The sequence below is a fragment of the Leptothoe kymatousa TAU-MAC 1615 genome (genome assembly GCF_018739865.1).
Classification (GTDB): Bacteria; Cyanobacteriota; Cyanobacteriia; order Phormidesmidales; family Phormidesmidaceae; genus Leptothoe; species Leptothoe kymatousa.
Genome location: NZ_JADOER010000010.1, coordinates 98,606 through 117,083 on the forward strand (window position 1 = coordinate 98,606; position 18,478 = coordinate 117,083).

An 18,478-nucleotide genomic window follows, 5' to 3' on the forward strand; every position below is an offset into this window, starting at 1 on the left:
GCCTAAATCAGCCGTGATGTTTTCTCTGTTTGATAAATATTCATAAGGATTTAAGGGGATCTAACCCCCATGGAATTATTCACTTAACCCTGTTTCGGGCACATTGAAGGTAGACTCTACTGCTTTTCCAATGAGCGTATGACTCGTGTTGTCGAACCATTTCCTGCCATAGCTATGCATTTGCCTGGGTATACCTTCGTCGCATGGATTTATCGAGGTGCCCGGACCATGGTGTATCGGGCCGTGGAAATCGGAACGCAGCAACCGGTCGTCATTAAGGTCCTAGCCCAGGAATATCCAAGCTTTATTCAACTGGTGCAGTTTCGCAATCAATATGAAATCCTCAGGCACCTGACAATTCCAGGCATTATTCATCCCCTGGGCTTGGTCCCCTGCGGTAATGGCCATGCATTAGTGATGGAAGCCTTTGAAGGTATTGACCTAGGCCAATACCTTCAGTCCCACCCCCTCAGTGTGGATGACGCCTTAGATATTGCGATTCAACTGGTCGATACCCTCGGCAATCTCCATCAACAGCAGATTATCCATAAAGATATTCAGCCCGCCAATATTCTGATTCAGCCCGACTCAAACCAGGTAAAACTGATTGACTTTAGCATCGCTTCGCGGCTGCCTAAAGAAACCCAGACTGAGCAAAGCCCCAAAAGCCTAGAGGGCACCCTGGCCTATCTCGCCCCAGAGCAGACGGGGCGCATGAACCGGGGCATTGACTATCGAGCAGACTTTTACTCCCTGGGGGTGACCTTATATCAGCTATTTACGGGGCAGCTGCCGTTTCCCAGCAATGATCCGTTGGAACTGATCCACTGCCACATGGCCCAGCTACCCAGGGCCATTGACCAGGTTGATCGGGCTGTGCCGTCGATGGTGGCGGCCATCGTGGGTAAGCTGATGGCCAAAAACGCAGAAGATCGCTACCAGTCGGCCCTAGGCCTCAAGCACGATTTGCACCATTGCCTCACCCAGTGGGCAGAGCGGCGGCAGATTCCTCGCTTTGACCTCGGTCAGCAAGACCTGTGCGATCGCTTCCTAATTCCAGAAAAGCTCTATGGTCGAGAAGCGGACGTGCAGCTGCTGCTGGATGCTTTTGAGCGCGTGGCCCAGGGCGCTGGCGAACTGACGCTGGTGACTGGGTTGTCCGGCATGGGCAAAACCTCTGTGATCAACGAAGTGCACAAACCCATCGTGCGCCAGCGGGGATACTTTATCCAGGGAAAATTCGATCAGTTCAATCGCAATAGTCCCTTTTCTGCCTTTGTTCAGGCCTTTCGAGACTTGGTCGGCCAATTATTAAGTGAGAGTAGTACGGAATTACAACATTGGAAACGGCTGCTTTTAGATGCCTTGGGGGAAAATGCCCAGGTAATCATTGACCTGATTCCAGAATTAGCCAAGATTTTAGGCCCTCAGCCCCCGGCCCCAACCCTATCGGCCCCGGCCACCCAAAATCGTTTTCACCGGCTCTTTTCAAACTTTATCCGGGTCTTCACAACCCGCGACCATCCCCTCGTAATTTTTGTCGATGATTTGCAATGGGCCGACTCAGCATCGTTAAAACTGATTGAGAGTCTGATGGCCGATACCCCAACGGCGTATCTGTTGCTGCTGGGGGCCTATCGCGATCGCGAAGTCTTGTCGGCCCATCCCCTACGATTTGCCCTGGATGCCCTCTGCCAATCCCAGGCCCATGTCAGCACGATTGCCCTCACGCCGCTACAGGCCAATAGCCTGACCCACCTGATTGCCGATACTCTACACAGTTCGACGGGCGCTGCCGCCCCCTTGGCTAACCTGGTGATGCAAAAGACCCAGGGGAATCCGTTCTTTATCAACCAGTTTCTGACCGCCCTGCACAGTGACCAACTAATTAGTTTTAATCGCGCTGCCGGTAGCTGGCAGTGGGATATCGCAAAGCTCCAGGATGCCGCTTTTAGCGATAGCGTCCTGGAGCTGATGGTGCAGCAACTGCAAAAACTGCCAGACACCACCCAGACAGTGTTAAAGCTGGCGGCCTGTATCGGCGCACAATTTGACCTGGCAACCTTAGCCATTGTGTCAGAACAATCTCAAGCAGAGGTTGCAGTTGCCCTGTGGAGTGCCCTACAACAGGACTTAGTTGTGCCCCAAAATGACCTTTACAAATTTTACCTAGGGGATATAGACGCAGCCACCACGTTTTCCGAAACCCTTCACTATCGGTTTCTCCACGATCGGGTGCAGCAGGCGGCCTATGCCCTCATACCCACCGATCACCATCAACGGGTCCATCTACGCATTGGGCAGCTGTTACTGCGCGACACGCCTACGCAACAACAGGCGGATAAGATTTTTGACATTGTGAGTCAGCTCAATTTAGGTTGCCCTTTAATCACCGATGGCTGCGATCGCACACAGTTAGCAGAACTCAACCTAATCGCTGGACAACGCGCCAAACAATCTACAGCTTACGAGGCGGCTACGGAGTATCTGACCCTGGGCATTGAGCTTTTAGACCCGGATAACTGTTGGCAAGAGCACCATGAACTCACCCTAGCGCTCCATCAAGCAGCGGCAGAATCTTGTTATCTGGGGGGCGATTTTTCCACCATGGAAACCTGGATAGCTAAGCTACTCGACCATACCCATGAAGTTCTAGAACAAGTCAAAGTATACGAAGTTAACATCCAAGCCTGCATTGCCCAAAATCGCCTACAGCAGGGCCTGCACATCGCCTTTGAGATCTTAGAAAAACTCGGCGTACAGCTACCGGAAAATCCTACCCCCGAAGACTTCACCGCATATCTCCAGGAGGTCCAGACGACTATTGGGGAGCGTTCCCCCGCTGATTTATTAGATCTACCGCCGATGGTAGACCAACAATATCTCGCCATCCTGCGCATTCTCTCTAGCATGTTTGGATTAGCCTACAACGGGCATCCTCAGCTATTTCCACTAATCATTTTCAAGCAGGTTAGCCTGTCTGTTCAGCATGGCAACGCTAGCTTTTCCGCCGCCGCCTATGCCAGCTATGGACTCATCCTGACAGCATTTTTAGGGCAAGCTCAGCAGGGGTATGATTTTAGTCAACTGGCCACGAACCTCCTACACCAGCTCGATGCCAATGGGCTCAAAGCCAAAACTCTCTGTATAGCCAATTCTTTTGTCTGTCACCACCAAGAACATCTCAAAAATAGTCTCCAGCCTTTACTGACAGGGTATGGGGCGGGGGTAGAAACGGGCGATATTGAGTGGGCAGCTTGGTGTATTTTCCCCTACGGCATGCACGCTTACCTGGTGGGGACCGAGCTAACGGCCCTGGCCCAGGAGATGGAAAAGTATGGACAGGCCCTCGCCAGCCTCAAGCAAATGACGCCCTATAACTATTTGAGCACTTACCACCAGACTGTGATCAACCTGTTAGGCCAGTCCGACAGACCCCAGCAGCTCCAGGGTGAAATATACGATGGGGCGAGTATGCTGCCCCAGCATCACCAAGCCAACGATCGCCCTGCCATATATCACTTGCATATCAACCAGGCAATGTTGTCGTATTGGTTTGAAGACTATGGACAAGCCATTCAAGCCCTCGACATTTGTCGCACCTATTTAGATGGTGTGCCTGGCCTTTACGTGATCTCCCTCCTCTATTTTTATGACTCATTAGCCCAGCTGGCACTGTATCCCACCCAGCCGCCCGCCGCCCAGACACAGACCATGGAGAGGGTGGAGCGTAATCTAACCCATTTGCAAAAGTGGGCCAACAACGCTCCGATGAATCATAAACATAAGCAAACGTTGATTAGGGCTGAGTGCTGTCGTGTGTTGGCCAAGTATGCACTGGCCATTGAACTGTACGACAGTGCCATTGTAGAGGCAAAGGCTAACGGTTATCCCCAAGAAGAGGCCTTAGCCAATGAACTGGCGGCCAAGTTTTATCTGGATTGGGGCAAAGAGAAAGTTGCCGCAGACTATATGCAAAATGCCTACTATGGCTACTCTCGTTGGGGCGCCCAGGCCAAGGTTACCGATTTAGAACACCGCTATCCCGAACAACTGCGTCCCATTTTACAGCCGTCGGTGTCGTCTCAAGACCTATTGACCACCCTGATAACGCTGAGCGAATCAGCGGTCACCCCCCATCCAGGTGCCGGCAGCCCCAGCCTCAATCAAACCTTTGATTTAGCCAGTATCCTCAAAGCCTCCCAGGCTCTTTCTAGCACTATTCAGCTAGATGAATTGCTGCAACAATTCACCCAAATTATTCTACAAAATTCGGGGGGCGATCGATGTGGGCTGATACTTCCCGATCAGGATGGGGGGTGGCAGGTGCGGGCGATCGCCACGCCAGCAGATGTTCAATTCTACACAGAGCCGCTCAATCATAATCCTAAGCTGCCTGTAAAGCTGATTCAATATGTCATAAATACGGAAGAGACGGTTGTTATTGATGATTTAAAGACTGATTTAGCGGTCATCGACGATTATTTTCAGCAACAACAGCCCAAGAGTCTGTTGTGTTTACCCATTCTTAACCAAAAGCGCTGCATTGGCATTATCTCGGTTGAGAATCATCTCACTAGTGGGGCGTTCACCCATGAACGTATTTTAATCCTTAATTTTCTGTGTACCCAAGCGGCGGTTGCCATTGAAAATGCCCGGCTATTTGCTGAAAGGTTAAAGGTGGAAGACTCCTTACGGGACAGTGAAGCCAAATTCCGCACCCTTTTATCCAACCTGGATGGTGTGGTGTATCGCTGTCAGAATGATGCGGACTGGACCATGGAGTTTATGAGCGATGCGATTACGGCGCTATCGGGGTATCCGGTCACTGACTTTATTAACAATCGCAAGCGCACCTATGCCAGTGTTATTCATCCCGATGATGTTGTTTTGGTGGATGTAGCTGTTGCCCAAAGTTTATTGTTGCAACAGTCCTTTGCCATGGAGTACCGCATTCTTCACCGGGATGGTTCAGTGCGGTGGGTTACGGAAAAGGGCAAAGGAATTTTTAACAGTGCGGGGGAGGTCCAATGTCTAGAAGGGGTAATTTTTGATATTAGCGCTCGCAAAACGTCAGAAATTGCGCTGCAAAAAAGCGAAGCCCACAATCGCGCCTTGGTTAGCGCTCTTCCCGATTTGCTCATGCGGCTGAGTCGAGATGGCATTTATCTAGAATGCGCGGCGTCGCCTCAATTTAGGGTGGTGGGCAATGTTAATGAGTGGATTGGCAAACATGTGGGCGATGTATTGTCCCCGGCACTGGCTCAAAAGCGCCTAGCGTTTATCCAAAAGGCGTTGGATAGTCGAACCATTCAAATGTATGAGCAAACATTGGTGGTGGAGGGCAAAACCCAGCAGGAAGAAGTGCGCGTAGTTCCCTATGCGGAGGATGAAATCCTGTTGCTTGTGCGGGATATTAGCGATCGCAAAGCCGCCGAACAAAAATTGCTGGAATCTCAAACCTTCTTAGAAACGGTTTTAGATACCTTTCCCCTGTCAATTTTCTGGAAAGATCGAGAATCTCGCTACATTGGCGTAAACCAAAATTTTGCCCAGGATGCTGGCTTTGAAAAAACTGAAGATTTAGTGGGTTTAGACGATTTTGACATGCCATGGGCAGAGACTGAGGCCGAGGCATTTCGAGCGGATGATCGGCAGGTGATGCTAACGAATGAACCCAAGTTAGGCATCGTCGAAACCCAAGTTCGGGCGGATGGAGCCCAGGTATGGTTAGAAACAAACAAGCTGCCGCTCCATGACCTCAAGGGAAATGTGATTGGGGTGTTGGGCACCTACCAAGATATTAGCGATCGCAAACAGGCCGAGGCAAACTCTCGCCTATTGGCCTCGGTGGTGGAATCATCCGACGATGCCATTATTACCAAAAGTCTAGAGGGCATGATTACCAGTTGGAACCAGGCGGCGGTGAATCTATTTGGCTACACTGCCACAGAAGCCATCGGTCAGCCCATTACCATCCTATTCCCACCCGATCGGCTCCAGGAAGAAGCCCAGATTCTTGCCCAGCTGAAGAACAAAGAAAGTATTGAGCACTTTGAAACAGTGCGGCTACATCGGGATGGGTCTCCCATTCATATTTCGGTGACCATCTCGCCGCTGGTCGATCGCTATGGCAATGTGGTGGGCGCTTCTAAGATAGTCAGGGACATTCGCGATCGCAAACGGGCAGAAGCCGCCCTACTGCAAAAATCCCACGATTTAGAAAAAGCCCTGGCCGACTTACAAAATGCCCAGCTACAAATGGTACAAAATGAAAAAATGTCTGCCCTTGGCAGCTTAGTGGCTGGGGTTGCCCATGAGATTAACAACCCAGTCGGCTGTATCATTGGCAACATTGGCGCAACCCAGGATTACTTCGGTGATCTATTGGAAATACTCGCCCTTTATCAAGACCATTTTCCCCAGCCGGGATCTGAGGTTGAAGATCTTTTAGAAACTGTTGATTTAGATTATCTTACCGACGATATCCCCAAACTCATCAAGGCCATGAAAGATGCTGGGGACCGAATCAAATCCATCAGCAAGAGTTTACGCACCTTTTCTCGGGCCGATGCAGAAAACAAACAGCCCTTTGACCTGCACGAAGGCATTGAAAGTACCCTATTGATTTTGCGTCATCGGCTCAAGGCCAATGACCATCGACCAGCCATAGACGTGGTAACAGACTATGGCGACATACCTGAGGTGGATTGCTTCCCTGGGCAGCTGAACCAAGTGTTTATGAATATTTTGGCCAATGCCATTGATGCCCTCGATGAGGCGAGTCGAAACCGCAGCTATGAAGATATGCAATCACAGCCCCATCGCATTACCATTGGCACGTCCCTGGAAGATCATCAGGTAAAAATTGTCATCGCTGACAATGGCCCAGGCATTTCAGACACGATCAAGTCCAAAATTTTCGATCACTTGTTTACCACTAAAGAGATTGGCAAGGGAACAGGATTAGGCCTGGCCATTGTGCGGCAGATTGTGATGGACACCCACGGGGGTGATTTGGCCGTGAACTCTACCATGGGCCAGGGCAGTGAGTTTTGTATATATCTGCCGCTTTGATCAACCGCAGATCCAAAAACCAGCGGCCCGGCCACCCTGATGGTAAATGCTCCCAGACAGGTCGCACGATTGCCTGAAAATTATAGGCAGTCGGAATGCCCCCCTTTTCTGACCTGCGACTGCCAACCTCATTTCCCGCAATCAACAGTTTTGCAAGGTTTCATCTGGGGCTGCTTGGGGGACAATTTTCTTAGCTGAGCGAAACTTGTCGGTCTCTCGCAGTTGCTGACTCATAAACCGACAAATTTCTAACAAAATGTGAGGCCGCTGGGTAGTGAGGCTAATAAACCGCTGTTTTTCTAGCTTTAATAACAAACAATCTTCCTTCGCAATGGCGCCATTCCATCGGGGGGCATCATCAAAGAGAGCAATCTCACCAAAGTAATTGCCGGTGGTTAGCAGTTTAATCTCCCGCGGATCGTCATCTACCGTTTTGACCAGCTGCACTGTGCCCGCAGCAATAATATACAGGTGGGCGCCCCAGCTGCCTTCCTCAAATACGGTTTCACCGGCGATCACCTGCTGGGGTTCGAGGGCTTCATCAATCAGCAACAGTTCATCTAAAGAGAGATTTTGAAACAGGGCCACATCTTTAAGAATCAGCAGACGGTTCATAAGCGTGTCGGGGCGATCCGGGTCGAGGGCGGTGTACACATCTTGCAAGAGGGGGGCGGTGGGAAATAAATCGTGGGCAACGGTCTGCACTACGGGATCCACATCACTGAGGGAGGCCCGGGGGATTTTGGCTAGGGCTATTAGCGCCCCGGCCCGTAGCCAGCGATCTTTCGATTCAATGGCTTCCAATAGAATTTTATAGCCTTTGTTCCGTAACCATTTGAGCGATGATTTTGGGATGCTGGTGGTCTCAGCATTGTCTTCCAATAGGGGCAGCAACGGCAAAATAAACCGCCGGTGGTTGAGGGATGCCAGCACTTCTACGGCGTTGGACCGGTCCCTACTGTCGGTGGTGACTAAAATTTGGTTGACGGTGTTGACGGTGCGACGATAGCCCAGGCTGGCGATGACGTAGAGCACCTTTTGGATCAGTCGCTGGTGATAGTCTGCGATCGCGACCGCTAAAGGCTGCCAGCTTGGATCATTGTGGGGAATTTGGGTTTGCCACCGACGGGTGTGTTCTACCTGGCGAAAATCTGAAACCAGATGGGCATAGAGAATGTCGCTGGCCTGTCGGGTCCGAATCTGACCGATGGTGGCGATGGCCCCATTAACGGTGTTGCGATCGGTGGAATCTAGCTGGGCTTGGGCCGCCTTTAGGCCACCCTTTTGGGCCAACCAGGTGGCGGCCTGGTCCCGCACCCGAGGATGGGGGTCGCCGAGGGCGTTGGCCAGCGGCCCAAGGTCGTCACCGCAGCGCTGCCACAGGTCTAGGGCCGCCAGTCTAACGCCGGGCTGATCGTGGCCCATATGCTGCTGGGCGATGGCCTGGGGGCGAATATGGTCGGGTAAATTGTCACTTAACTTCACCAGGGTGTTAAGTCCCTGTTCCTTGGTGTCTGCGGTGCCGTTGGGCAGGAGTTTAGTCGCTAGGAGGGTTAGCAACGTTTCATCCCCACTGCGGGCCACCACGCGCATCACGGCTTTGGCAATGCCGTCATCGATATGGTCTACGGAGAAAGGTTCTGTGTCGCTGGTCGGGGCGCCCTTTAAACGCGCCACCGTGGCCAGCGATCGCAAATTTCGGTCGTCGTGGTTGCTTAGTTCTGCTAAAAGGTCTTGGGCAATGGGCTGCTGTTGCGCCATTAAAATTTCTAATGCGGTCAGTCGACAGGCCAGGGGCTGCGGCTCCGCCAGTTGATCTTGCCACACCGACCATAGGGCGGTGTTCCCTTCGACGGCTTCAATCCCTTCCACCCGCACAGTTTCCTCAAAGCCATCGCTAAATAGGGTGACCACCGCTGAGCGCACCTGGCGATCGGCCCCAGGCAATAGGGCGATCACCTCGTCCAAAAATGCCATGGGTTCCCCCAATCGGGTGGCCAGCTCCAGCCCTTTAATTTGGTCGTAGCGATCCTGCGACTGCAGCAGGGTTTGAATAGTGGAGCGCAGGGGCAAAATTGCCTGGCGGCTGGCCAACTGGTCTAGCTCGATGGCGTCGGTGCGGATTAAGTCTTCTAAACCGGCAGCGTAGAACTGCCCCATGGGGATGCGGACCACCAAGAAGACGCCCACCAGACCGCACACCACCCAGGTAATTTGCGACAGACTCAGGCTGTGCTCACACAGCAACAAAAATATACCGGCGCAGGTGAGACCCACCGCGTAGATAAACCCGTCGCTCAGGGACCGAATTCGGCCTAAAAATTCTGATGGAATGGCATTGTAGTTCAGCTGATGCACCGGCAGGTTGATGGCCTTATACAGGGCATCGCCGTTGAGCTGTAGCCCAATGGCTGCGGGGAGCTGACCGTTAATGCCTAGGCCAATAAACGCGGCCAGGGTGGTTAGGGGAAACACCACATTCATCCGGGCCACCCCGAGCCACCGCAGTAGGGGGCGGGTGAGTCCGTAGAGAATGGCTATTTGCAAGATGCTCACCACCACTCGCATTAGGCCCAAAAATCCCGTCAGGGTGCGTTCGCTAAACTGCTGGCCGTAGATGCTAAACCACAGATATTCGGAGCTGAGGTAAATAATGACGAGCAAAAAGCTGCTGGCGGCTAGAAAAATCACCAGCGGATAGCGTTTGGCCAGGTCTGGAAAAGATTGCAGTGACTCAAGAATGCCGACGGTTTCGCTGGGGGCGGTGCTAAGGGGGCGCTGGGTGCGGTCCAAATAGGTGAGCTGCACCAGGGCGATCGCAATTACCACCGGCATACATAGCAGCAAATCCTGGGTGTCGATCCAGTGGGAGAGGCCGCTGACTAATCCACCGCCCACCAAGGTGCCTACCGCCTGGGCAATGCCAATGTAGGGGGCATATTGCTTATATTCCAGGGTATTGAAATAGTCCGTCAGCAGGCTGGGGTAAAGGATATTGTTGCAAATATCCCATTGAAAAAAGCTAACAACCAGCAGCCCGTAGTAAACCGGTGTGAGATCTAGGGGCAAGGCCAAGCGCAGGGCGATGATCAACATCATCAACACCACCAGCGCCCCCCGAAATAGCTGCGGGCTGCGCACCCGCTGCACCACCTGACTAATGGCGATATATGCGGGCATGGAGCACAGGCCGATCAAAATAAAGGCAACGGGTAGCTGCCTTGCCCCTAGCTGACTGACAAAGATGGAATTGGCCACTGCGATCGCCATCACACTCTGCACCAGCACCGTTACCGCTAGCATTAGCAGCTGGGTCAAGCGACCATCTTGTAAAAATCTAAACGCAGTGAGCATTAAGCAGGATCAGTCATAGCCTTTCCATATTAAATAGCCATGACTAACAGGACTAAAAAATATAGGAACTAGGATAGCGTTAGGCCCAGGGTTCACAGTTTCCTTGTCAAATATGCGGCCTTGGTCCTCCAATAATGGGCCTGATGGGCCCCCTGTTTAATCAGGTAAAGGGTTACCACGATCCTGCTCCCCTCCATTGACCCGTCGAGGCACCCGGTCCAACGGCTCAACGGCCCCCAGCTCATCTCCCGCCGCTGCCCCCAACCCCTTAAACTTACGGGCACTTACCAACACCCGACTCTCCAACGACCCCACCGCCTTATTAAAGGTATCCACCGTAGTTTCTAGACCCCGCCGCATTTTTTGCATATGGCCGGTAAAAACCCGCATGCGATCGTATAGCTCCCGGCCCAATTCGCTAATGTGCTGGGCATTTTCAGTGACCGCATCCTGCTGCCAGCCGTAGGCCACCGCCTTGAGCAGGGCAATCAGGGTGGTGGGGGTGGCTAAAATAACCCGCTGGGCAATGCCCGCTTCAATCAGGCTGGGGTCCTGCTCTAGGGCGGCACTAAAGAAAATCTCCCCTGGCAAAAACAACACCACAAATTCAGGACTGGGCTGAAACTGGTCCCAATAGGACTTTTGCCCCAACTGTTGAATATGGCGACGCACCTGCTGGGCATGGTCCTTGAGTTTGGCCACCCTTTGGGTTTCATCGGTGATATCCAGGGCCTCTAAATAGGCCGCCAGCGGTGCCTTCGCATCAACCACAATGCGCCGTTGCTGGGGTAGCTGCACCACCATATCCGGGCGCAGGGCCCCGGACGACGACACCTGCTGGTTAAAGTCGCAATGCTCCACCATGCCCGCAATTTCCACCACCCGCTTGAGCTGAATTTCCCCCCACCGTCCCCGCACATTGGGGGCCCGCAACGCCTTGGTTAAATTGGCGGTTTCTGTTTGGAGCTGCAATTGGCCGGTGGCTAGCTGGGTGATTTGTTCTTTTAGCTGGCTGTAGGCCGATAGCCGATGGCGTTCTAAATCTTGTAAATAGGTTTCTACCTTAGTTAAGGAAGACCGCAGGGGCTGCACCAGTTCATCAATGGCCTGCTGGCGCTGTTGCAGCTCTCCGCTGGACTGGGTCTGAAACTGCCCGAGCTTGGTTTGGGCCAGGTTGAGAAACATTTCATTGTTGGTTTGCAGGGCTTCTGCTGAAAGCGCCTTAAACGCAGCGGCCATGCCCTCCCGCGTTTGCTGCAACAGGGTCATCTTTTCGGCGGTGGTCTGCCGTTGCTCGTGGAGCTGGGTGCGGGCTTCGGCTAGCTGCCCCGTCAGTTGGTGATGCTCGGTCTGTAGCTGCTGTAGCTGTTGTTGCAACTGCGTCGTTTGCAAGGCTTTGGTTTCGGCTGCCGCCTGCTGGGCGACGGCGGCGGTCAGCGACTGCTGTTGCTCAGCTAGGTTAGCGTGCAAACTCTGGTTTTGCTGCTGCAGGTCTTTGAGTTGGGCATCCCTATGGTGCAGCTGCTCCACCATGGTGGCCCGTTCCGCCACAAGATCGTGCTTTGCCCGCTCCCGCACGGTTTGATAACGAGCCTGCCACACGAGCCAACTGACTAAACTGCCAACACCTGCCCCTGCCAGAAAAACAACCGGCCACTGCATAAGGTTAAGTACATAATTACTATTGCCCCACAGGTTAGCATCCCAGGGTTAAATGTCTAACTCTGAGCCAAATTATTTGAGCAAGGCTACAGAGTTGGCTATGGGACACCCTAGCCAAATTCTGAGCAAAGCTACAGGGTTGGAGAAGGGGCACCCTAATCAAATATCTGAGAAAGACTACGGGGTTTGGCTAATTGAGTTCATTCCTTTCCAGGTAAAGGGTACCTTCATAGGGAATAGGAGTAAGCCTAGTTGATGCATGTTTCTAGGACACCGCCTACTCACAGGGAATCCTTAATGTTTTCCTTAGAAAAACTCAGGGTTTCAACATGTGTGTGGTTTATGTTTTGATAGGAGCTGGTCTTTGAGGCCTGTTCGTAACGATTCGCGCTGATTGTAGCAAGCGACCAAATTATTAAGAGTCTTATAGGGAATGACCGTTAAAAGCCCACCCGAAAAATCTGTCAGGCCGCCGATATTGGACAAGCTGCCAGATCCTGGTGTTCAGAGTAATGAATGTCCTCGTCGAGCCAAAACGCAGTTGGACTTTATTATGCTTGCCATTGAGGCCCTGGAGCTAAATGCGTCCCAGGCCATGTTAGCGGCTATTAATGAGCTGGGTTTACAGGATGTGCTTAGAAATCGTGTCCATGTGTGGCGGTTGCGTAGTACGAATCCTTTGCGCAAATTTAATCAGCGTCAACCCCTCACGTTAGAAGAGGCTAAGGCCTTGGTTCTAGTGGTGTGTCACCTATGTCGCAAGCTGACCGGCCTGATTCGTCAGCTGTTTTTGGGCTATCAACAGCTCCAGGATCAAGAGCTATCTCTGGAGCATCATTTTCGTTTGGCCAAGTACCTCAAGCGATTTCGGGCCCATTTTCGGGCTCGGATGAATCCGAAGCGGGCCATGGTGTTAACCTACAGCACCGATGAAAAGTTAGATGAGCTGGCGCTGGCACTATTAACTCAGTTGTTGGTATGTACGGGCACTCGCGGAGAAGAACGTCTGTGGGCTAGCCTCTTTGATGGGGAGGTATCATGACCATTCAACGTCAGTATGTATTGCCCAATTGCAGCCTGTTGCTAGAGGGGCTGAGCACGGACACATCCAATGTGCTGTCGATTTTGGCCAATGCTGAATTCAAGATTGTTGGGATGGAGCAGTCCTTAGCGGGGGGGCTGGATTTTTTTAAGGCGATTGTTGGTGCGGTTAACGCTTACTGCCAGCGATTGCTCAGTGGCATTGATCATCCTGACCATATGCCATCCCAGTCTTCGCTGATTTCGGTGGAGCCGGGGGAAGGGCAGTATCACCGGCTGTTGGTGCAGCCTGAACTGCTTAATTCAGAGGATAAGGAGCGTCAGCCGAAGACGATTACCCTATCGACGGTGCAGCTGTTTGATATGGCGGAAGCCATCGATCAGTTTTTTGCGGATGGTCAAACCTTGCCGGAGTTTGTGGTGCCCCTAGCGCCCTTGGCCCGTCGCCATGTGCGATCGCAAGAACCCCTAGCGCAGCGCGCTGTGCCCCCCATTATTGGGGTGGCCACCCTGGCCGCAGCTGGGTTGGGCCTCTTCTTTATGCCGATCCCAGAAGGATTGGAAGAAAGCTTAACTCAACCCGCCGCCCTGGAGGAAACCACGGGGAATCCGTTGGAAACATCGCCCCCTGGCGATGACATTTTGCCCGATGACGCCGCGCCCCTGGCCGCAGAGGAGCCACCCGATGTTGTTTCCAGCGCCAGCGAGCCTGCCGCCGCCAGCGAGCCCCTGAGCGCAGAACAGCTGGCCACCTTGCAGCAGCAGATGCAGCAGCAAATCAGTGGCGCATTGGCCGCCGACACCGCCTTTGAGCAGCCCCTGAGCTATGACATTTCTGTGGCTGCCAATGGCGATATTCTGGGCTATAACCCATTGGACAATGCCTCATTCGATGGCCTAGAGAGTACGCCACTGCCCAACCTCACCTATATTCCGGTGGATTCAGACACCGTTAACCCGGTGGCCCAGTTTAACCTCACCTTTGACACCGATGGCACGGTAACGGTGGCCCCTCAAGAATCTGGCGGTTTGCCAGACATCGTGACGCCAGAGGCGGTGGTGCCGGAGGTGGTGACCCCAGAGGAGCCGGAGGGTATCGATGAGGCGCAATCGTCGGCCCCTGCGTCGTCTGAGCCGAGTTCTGGGACGACGGCCACTGACCTATCCAGTGGGGAGCTGCCCAGCTCTGTGGCGACTGACATTAGGGACCCTGATTTGATCTACGACCTTAACCAGGGGCTGCGCAAGACCATTGTTGGCAATATGAATGAAGAATGGTCTGGGCCGGAAGTGCGCTATCGCGTGCGGTTAGACGATAGTGGCCAGGTGGTGGGCTATGAGCCGGCCAATGACGCCGCTGAGGACTATGTTGACGATTTAAATCTTGCGAGCCTGGTGGAAGCGGCGGATAGCCCCCATCCCCAGCTGGATTTTCTGGTGGTTCTTAGCGGTAGCGAAACTGTGGAGGTTAATCCTTGGGATGGTTGGCCCTAGGGCTAGGTTGTCCGCTACTATGTGACGCAATTCGCAAATACTTGGTGCGATCGCTGTGTCTTCAGATCAAATTCCTCAACTACCGCCAAATTATTCAGCGCCTGAACTGGCGCCCACCTTGGAAACGGTGCCCGCGCCGCCGCGTCCGCGCTGGGTGCGCTACGGTGCCAATACGTTGCTGGGCCTTTGTTTGTTGCTGGCCAGCTTGCCCATGGCCTGGCTGGTGGGCATTGGGGCGGCTGGCATTTTTGCCGGGCCTAGTAAACGCATGCCGTTCCAGGAAGTGTTGCTGCGACGGACCAATCGGGTGATTACGGAAGTCTATCGGTTGCCCAGCCGGTGGCGACCGGCACCGCCCCCAGAAACTCGCATTGAACCGATTCCCATTCCCACTGAGCGGGTGGAACCCTTAACGACACCGCCCGCTGCCCTCAATCAGCGCGATCGCAAACTTGCCGAAGAGGAACTCGCTGCCCTGAACCAAGAGTTCGACACCATCCAAAAACGGCTATTCGACTTAGAAAGCAAACTGGGACAGGCCCAATCCACTGCCGCCGTAGAAAACAGATTGGCCAACCTAGAACAGCGCCTGACCCCACCCAAAGAAATCTCCCCTGCCGCCACCCTCCCCGACCTACCCTCCGCCCCCTCCGTACCAACCAGTTCACCAGCCCCGGTCTCCCCCCGGTCTCCGTTGCTAGAAACGACAGAACTTAAAATCACCTTGCCCAGCGATGCCCTATTTGCCCCTGGAGAAGCCAGATTACTCACCACAGCTCCCGCCTTACTCAACAGCATTTTTGAAGACCTGGCCCAATATCCCCAATCGACCGTTTTAATTGGTAGCTATACCGATAACCATTTAGAACCATCCCAAAGTGTCAGTCTCGCCTTTCAGCAAGCCAATGCTCTCCGGGCATATCTAGCAGGACATGTGCCGAATCAACGCTGGGTCACCGTTGGCTATGGACAGCACCAATCTCTCAGCGACAACAGCACCCCCCAACTTCGACAACGCAACCGCCGCATCGAAATTGCTATTGATCGCCGTTAACGGCATGCTATAACAAGCCCTACCCCCTAGATATCCCTCCGTACCTAATGAATGTTGTTTATTTTGGTACTCCCCAATTCGCAGTACCCAGCCTAGTTCGTCTGCTTAAAGATCCCGACTTTAACGTCATTGCCGTTGTTACCCAGCCCGACAAACGCCGTGGCCGTGGCAGCAAAGTCACCCCTTCCCCGGTGAAAACCGTCGCCACCGAAGCTGGCATTCCCGTTTGGCAACCAGCCAAAATCAAAAAAGATGCCGAGACTCTACAATTTTTAGATACCTGCCAGGCCGACGCCTTTGTCGTTGTTGCCTACGGTCAAATTCTCTCCCAAGAAATCCTAGATATGCCTAGGCTAGGCTCCATTAATGGCCATGGCTCCATTCTGCCTGCCTACCGTGGAGCCGCCCCCATTCAGTGGAGTATTTACAATGGCGAGACCGAAACCGGAGTAACGACCATGCTAATGGATGCCGGCATGGATACAGGGCCAATGCTTTTAGAAGAAACTATTCCCATTGGCTTACAGGATAACGCTTGGACCATTGCCGAAAAACTTTCCAGCTTAACCGCCGAGCTGTTGCTAAGCACCCTCCACAAACTCGATGGTCAAGCGATTCGCCCCATTCCCCAGACCGATGACCAGGCCACCTACGCACCGCTGATCAAAAAGGAAGATTACAGTATTGACTGGCAACGCTCTGCCCTCGATATTCACAACCAAATCCGTGGCTTTTATCCAAGTTGTGTCACTCAGCTACGTCAGCAGCCACTCAAAATTAGCGAAACCATTCCCCTGTTTGAAGACGTTTGGTCGCAGCTCCCCGACGAACTGCAATCCCTGAAAGCCCCTTATATGGCCCTAGATCCTGTCCAACCAGGACACATTGCTGCCATTTGGAAAAACCAGGGACCGGTAATTGCCACCGGCAATGGGCATTTGCTACTGCGACAGCTACAGCCAGCGGGTAAAAAAGCTCAGTCCGGTTGGGCCTTTGCTAATGGCAGCCGCTTAGAAGTCGGAGAAGTTTTGGGGGCATAAAACCCCCATGTGACTATTCGAAACTGTTGCCGGGAGTCATTTTTATCCAAACATTAGAGCCCTTAGGCCGAGTCACAATAATATTCTTAAGACCAATATCCAAACTGGCTAATTGGTTTCTAGAGCGATAAATAATGTCCCAATGCTCCGTTGAATCACAATGCAAATAAAGGACATTTTCATCCGAAACAAAGCTGAAATAGCAGTCCTTTAAAAAGGGAAACTGGCAGGTCAAAAAGTTAATCAGGCCATCAAAAGGGGACATTATAAATTTATTAAAAGATTGATCAAAAAAAGGATGGACTGTTAATAAGTGGCAGCAAAAAAATCTAAAATAAATGATTTAAATACCGATCATTATTTCTCTAGTATGAAATTTTAGAACCGAATGCAGGCAGTAAAATACAGCTAATTCTGGCTCTTTAGCTACTTTAAAAAGTTAACATGGCCTTCGATGGGAACCCACTCTTTAACATTTGTTTAACTTTTTCAACAGTCGTCTGAGCTGCCTAAGGAGTGCATATCCCGGATAGGTTTAGGCGCTATCCTAAAACATTAAATTAGTCGGTTTATCCTATTTCCATTCTGAGGCTTTATTTGCAAAAATATTTAATAATTGCAATAAAAAACCCTTGGCAAACTGCCAAGGGCTATTTCTAGAGGTATCCAGCAAAAATCTTTATTTCGCTAGTGCAGGCAGGGGTATTTGCCTGCACTAAAACGCTTGCCTTAGCTAGCGGCCAAGTAACCTTGGAACGTAGCCTTACGGCGACGCAAGTGCTTCAACGCCTGCTGTTCTAGCTGACGTACGCGCTCACGGCTGATACCCATGCGCTGTCCCACCTTCGCCAAAGAAAGCTGAGTGCCATCAACAAGACCAAAGCGCAGGTTAATTACCTCCTTTTGCTGAGGCGTTAGCTCGGTCAGCATATTGCGAATATCCTGACGTAGAGACTGCTGCACGGTGTAATCCTCAGGAGAAGCAGTGTCGTCTTCCAACAGCTCCTGAAGCTCAGTATCCTGGTTGTCTCCAATGCGTACATCCAGGGAAATTGGCTGTCGCGCCATGGTTAGATAGTCGCGCACCTGTTCAGCCGTTAAATCTAATTCCTGGCCAATCTCAGCCACTGAAGGACTGCGACCCAGTTTCTGCGCTAAAACACGCTGCTCACGCTTAATCTTATTCAGCTTCTCAGTAATGTGAATAGGTAGACGAATGGTCCTAGACTGCTGAGCAATCGCTCGAGTAATGGCTTGGCGAATCCACCAATAGGCATAGGTGGAAAATTTATACCCCTTCATCGGGTCAAATTTTTCTACACCACGCTCTAGACCCAATGTCCCTTCTTGAATCAGATCTAAAAATTCCAGATTGCGTTTCTGATATTTCTTAGCCACAGCTACCACCAAACGCAAATTGGCTTCAATCATCCTGCGCTTAGCACGTTTGCCATGACGTAAATCATGGGTAAGCTCAGACTCGGAAACATTCGACGCCTTTGCCCACTCTGCTTGGCTGGCGTCATAACCTAGTTCTTCGTCCAACTTATCCTTAATACCTTGCAAAGCCATTAGCCTTTGCACCTGCTTACCCAACACAATTTCTTCTTCGTGGGTGAGCAGGGGCACACGACCAATCTCTTGCAAATATGTGCGTACAGTATCAGTGCTGTACACAATTTGGGAAGTTCGTTGTGGTGCTTGCAGCTTAGACATAGCTTAGAATGGACCTCCGCTGGAAAAATGTATGACACAA

Annotated in this window: 8 protein-coding genes; 5 read left to right on the forward strand and 3 right to left on the reverse strand. The window is 52.1% G+C overall.

Annotation, left to right across the window (positions count from 1 at the left end):
- Positions 1-138 precede the first annotated feature (138 nt).
- Positions 139-7,077 carry a PAS domain S-box protein gene (locus IXB28_RS11550; protein ID WP_215618752.1) on the forward strand — a complete coding sequence of 2,313 codons (6,939 nt, stop codon included), beginning with the start codon at positions 139-141 and terminating at the stop codon, positions 7,075-7,077.
- 141 nt (positions 7,078-7,218) lie between these two features.
- On the opposite strand, the gene IXB28_RS11555 is transcribed toward IXB28_RS11550, so the two are convergent.
- Together IXB28_RS11555 and rmuC are read right to left on the reverse strand one after the other, a co-directional pair.
- The gene (locus IXB28_RS11555; protein WP_215618753.1) at positions 7,219-10,431 is read right to left on the reverse strand and encodes a cyclic nucleotide-binding domain-containing protein; all 3,213 of its coding nucleotides are present in this window, start codon (positions 10,429-10,431) and stop codon (positions 7,219-7,221) included.
- 156 nt (positions 10,432-10,587) lie between these two features.
- Positions 10,588-12,093, reverse strand: coding sequence for a DNA recombination protein RmuC (gene rmuC, locus IXB28_RS11560; RefSeq protein ID WP_215618754.1), 1,506 nt, complete (start codon positions 12,091-12,093; stop codon positions 10,588-10,590).
- 433 nt (positions 12,094-12,526) lie between these two features.
- On the opposite strand from rmuC, the gene IXB28_RS11565 reads away from it, so the two are divergent.
- From IXB28_RS11565 to fmt, 4 genes are read left to right on the forward strand one after another with little or no spacing between them, the layout of a single operon-like run.
- Positions 12,527-13,135, forward strand: a complete 609-nt coding sequence (locus IXB28_RS11565; protein WP_215618755.1) for a DUF3038 domain-containing protein — start codon at positions 12,527-12,529, stop codon at positions 13,133-13,135.
- Complete coding sequence (locus IXB28_RS11570; RefSeq protein ID WP_215618756.1) at positions 13,132-14,628, forward strand: DUF4335 domain-containing protein; 1,497 nt, start codon at positions 13,132-13,134, stop codon at positions 14,626-14,628. Before IXB28_RS11565 ends, IXB28_RS11570 begins: the two co-directional genes overlap by 4 nt.
- Positions 14,629-14,683: 55 nt before the next feature.
- Complete coding sequence (locus IXB28_RS11575) at positions 14,684-15,682, forward strand: OmpA family protein (protein WP_215618757.1); 999 nt, start codon at positions 14,684-14,686, stop codon at positions 15,680-15,682.
- 47 nt (positions 15,683-15,729) lie between these two features.
- Positions 15,730-16,722: a methionyl-tRNA formyltransferase gene (gene fmt / locus IXB28_RS11580; RefSeq protein WP_215618758.1), complete on the forward strand. Its 993-nt coding sequence runs from the start codon at positions 15,730-15,732 to the stop codon at positions 16,720-16,722.
- A gap of 729 nt (positions 16,723-17,451) precedes the next feature.
- Here fmt and IXB28_RS11585 read toward each other — a convergent pair.
- Positions 17,452-18,438, reverse strand: a complete 987-nt coding sequence (locus tag IXB28_RS11585; protein WP_215618759.1) for an RNA polymerase sigma factor, RpoD/SigA family — start codon at positions 18,436-18,438, stop codon at positions 17,452-17,454.
- Positions 18,439-18,478: the final 40 nt, after the last annotated feature.

Bases quoted from the DNA above. Each gene is read 5' to 3' on its own strand.
- IXB28_RS11550 (WP_215618752.1), top strand. From the start codon at position 139: ATGACTCGTGTTGTCGAACCATTTCCTGCCATAGCTATGCATTTGCCT.
- IXB28_RS11555 (WP_215618753.1), bottom strand. From the start codon at position 10,431: ATGCTCACTGCGTTTAGATTTTTACAAGATGGTCGCTTGACCCAGCTG.
- rmuC (WP_215618754.1), bottom strand. From the start codon at position 12,093: ATGCAGTGGCCGGTTGTTTTTCTGGCAGGGGCAGGTGTTGGCAGTTTA.
- IXB28_RS11565 (WP_215618755.1), top strand. From the start codon at position 12,527: ATGACCGTTAAAAGCCCACCCGAAAAATCTGTCAGGCCGCCGATATTG.
- IXB28_RS11570 (WP_215618756.1), top strand. From the start codon at position 13,132: ATGACCATTCAACGTCAGTATGTATTGCCCAATTGCAGCCTGTTGCTA.
- fmt (WP_215618758.1), top strand. From the start codon at position 15,730: ATGAATGTTGTTTATTTTGGTACTCCCCAATTCGCAGTACCCAGCCTA.
- IXB28_RS11585 (WP_215618759.1), bottom strand. From the start codon at position 18,438: ATGTCTAAGCTGCAAGCACCACAACGAACTTCCCAAATTGTGTACAGC.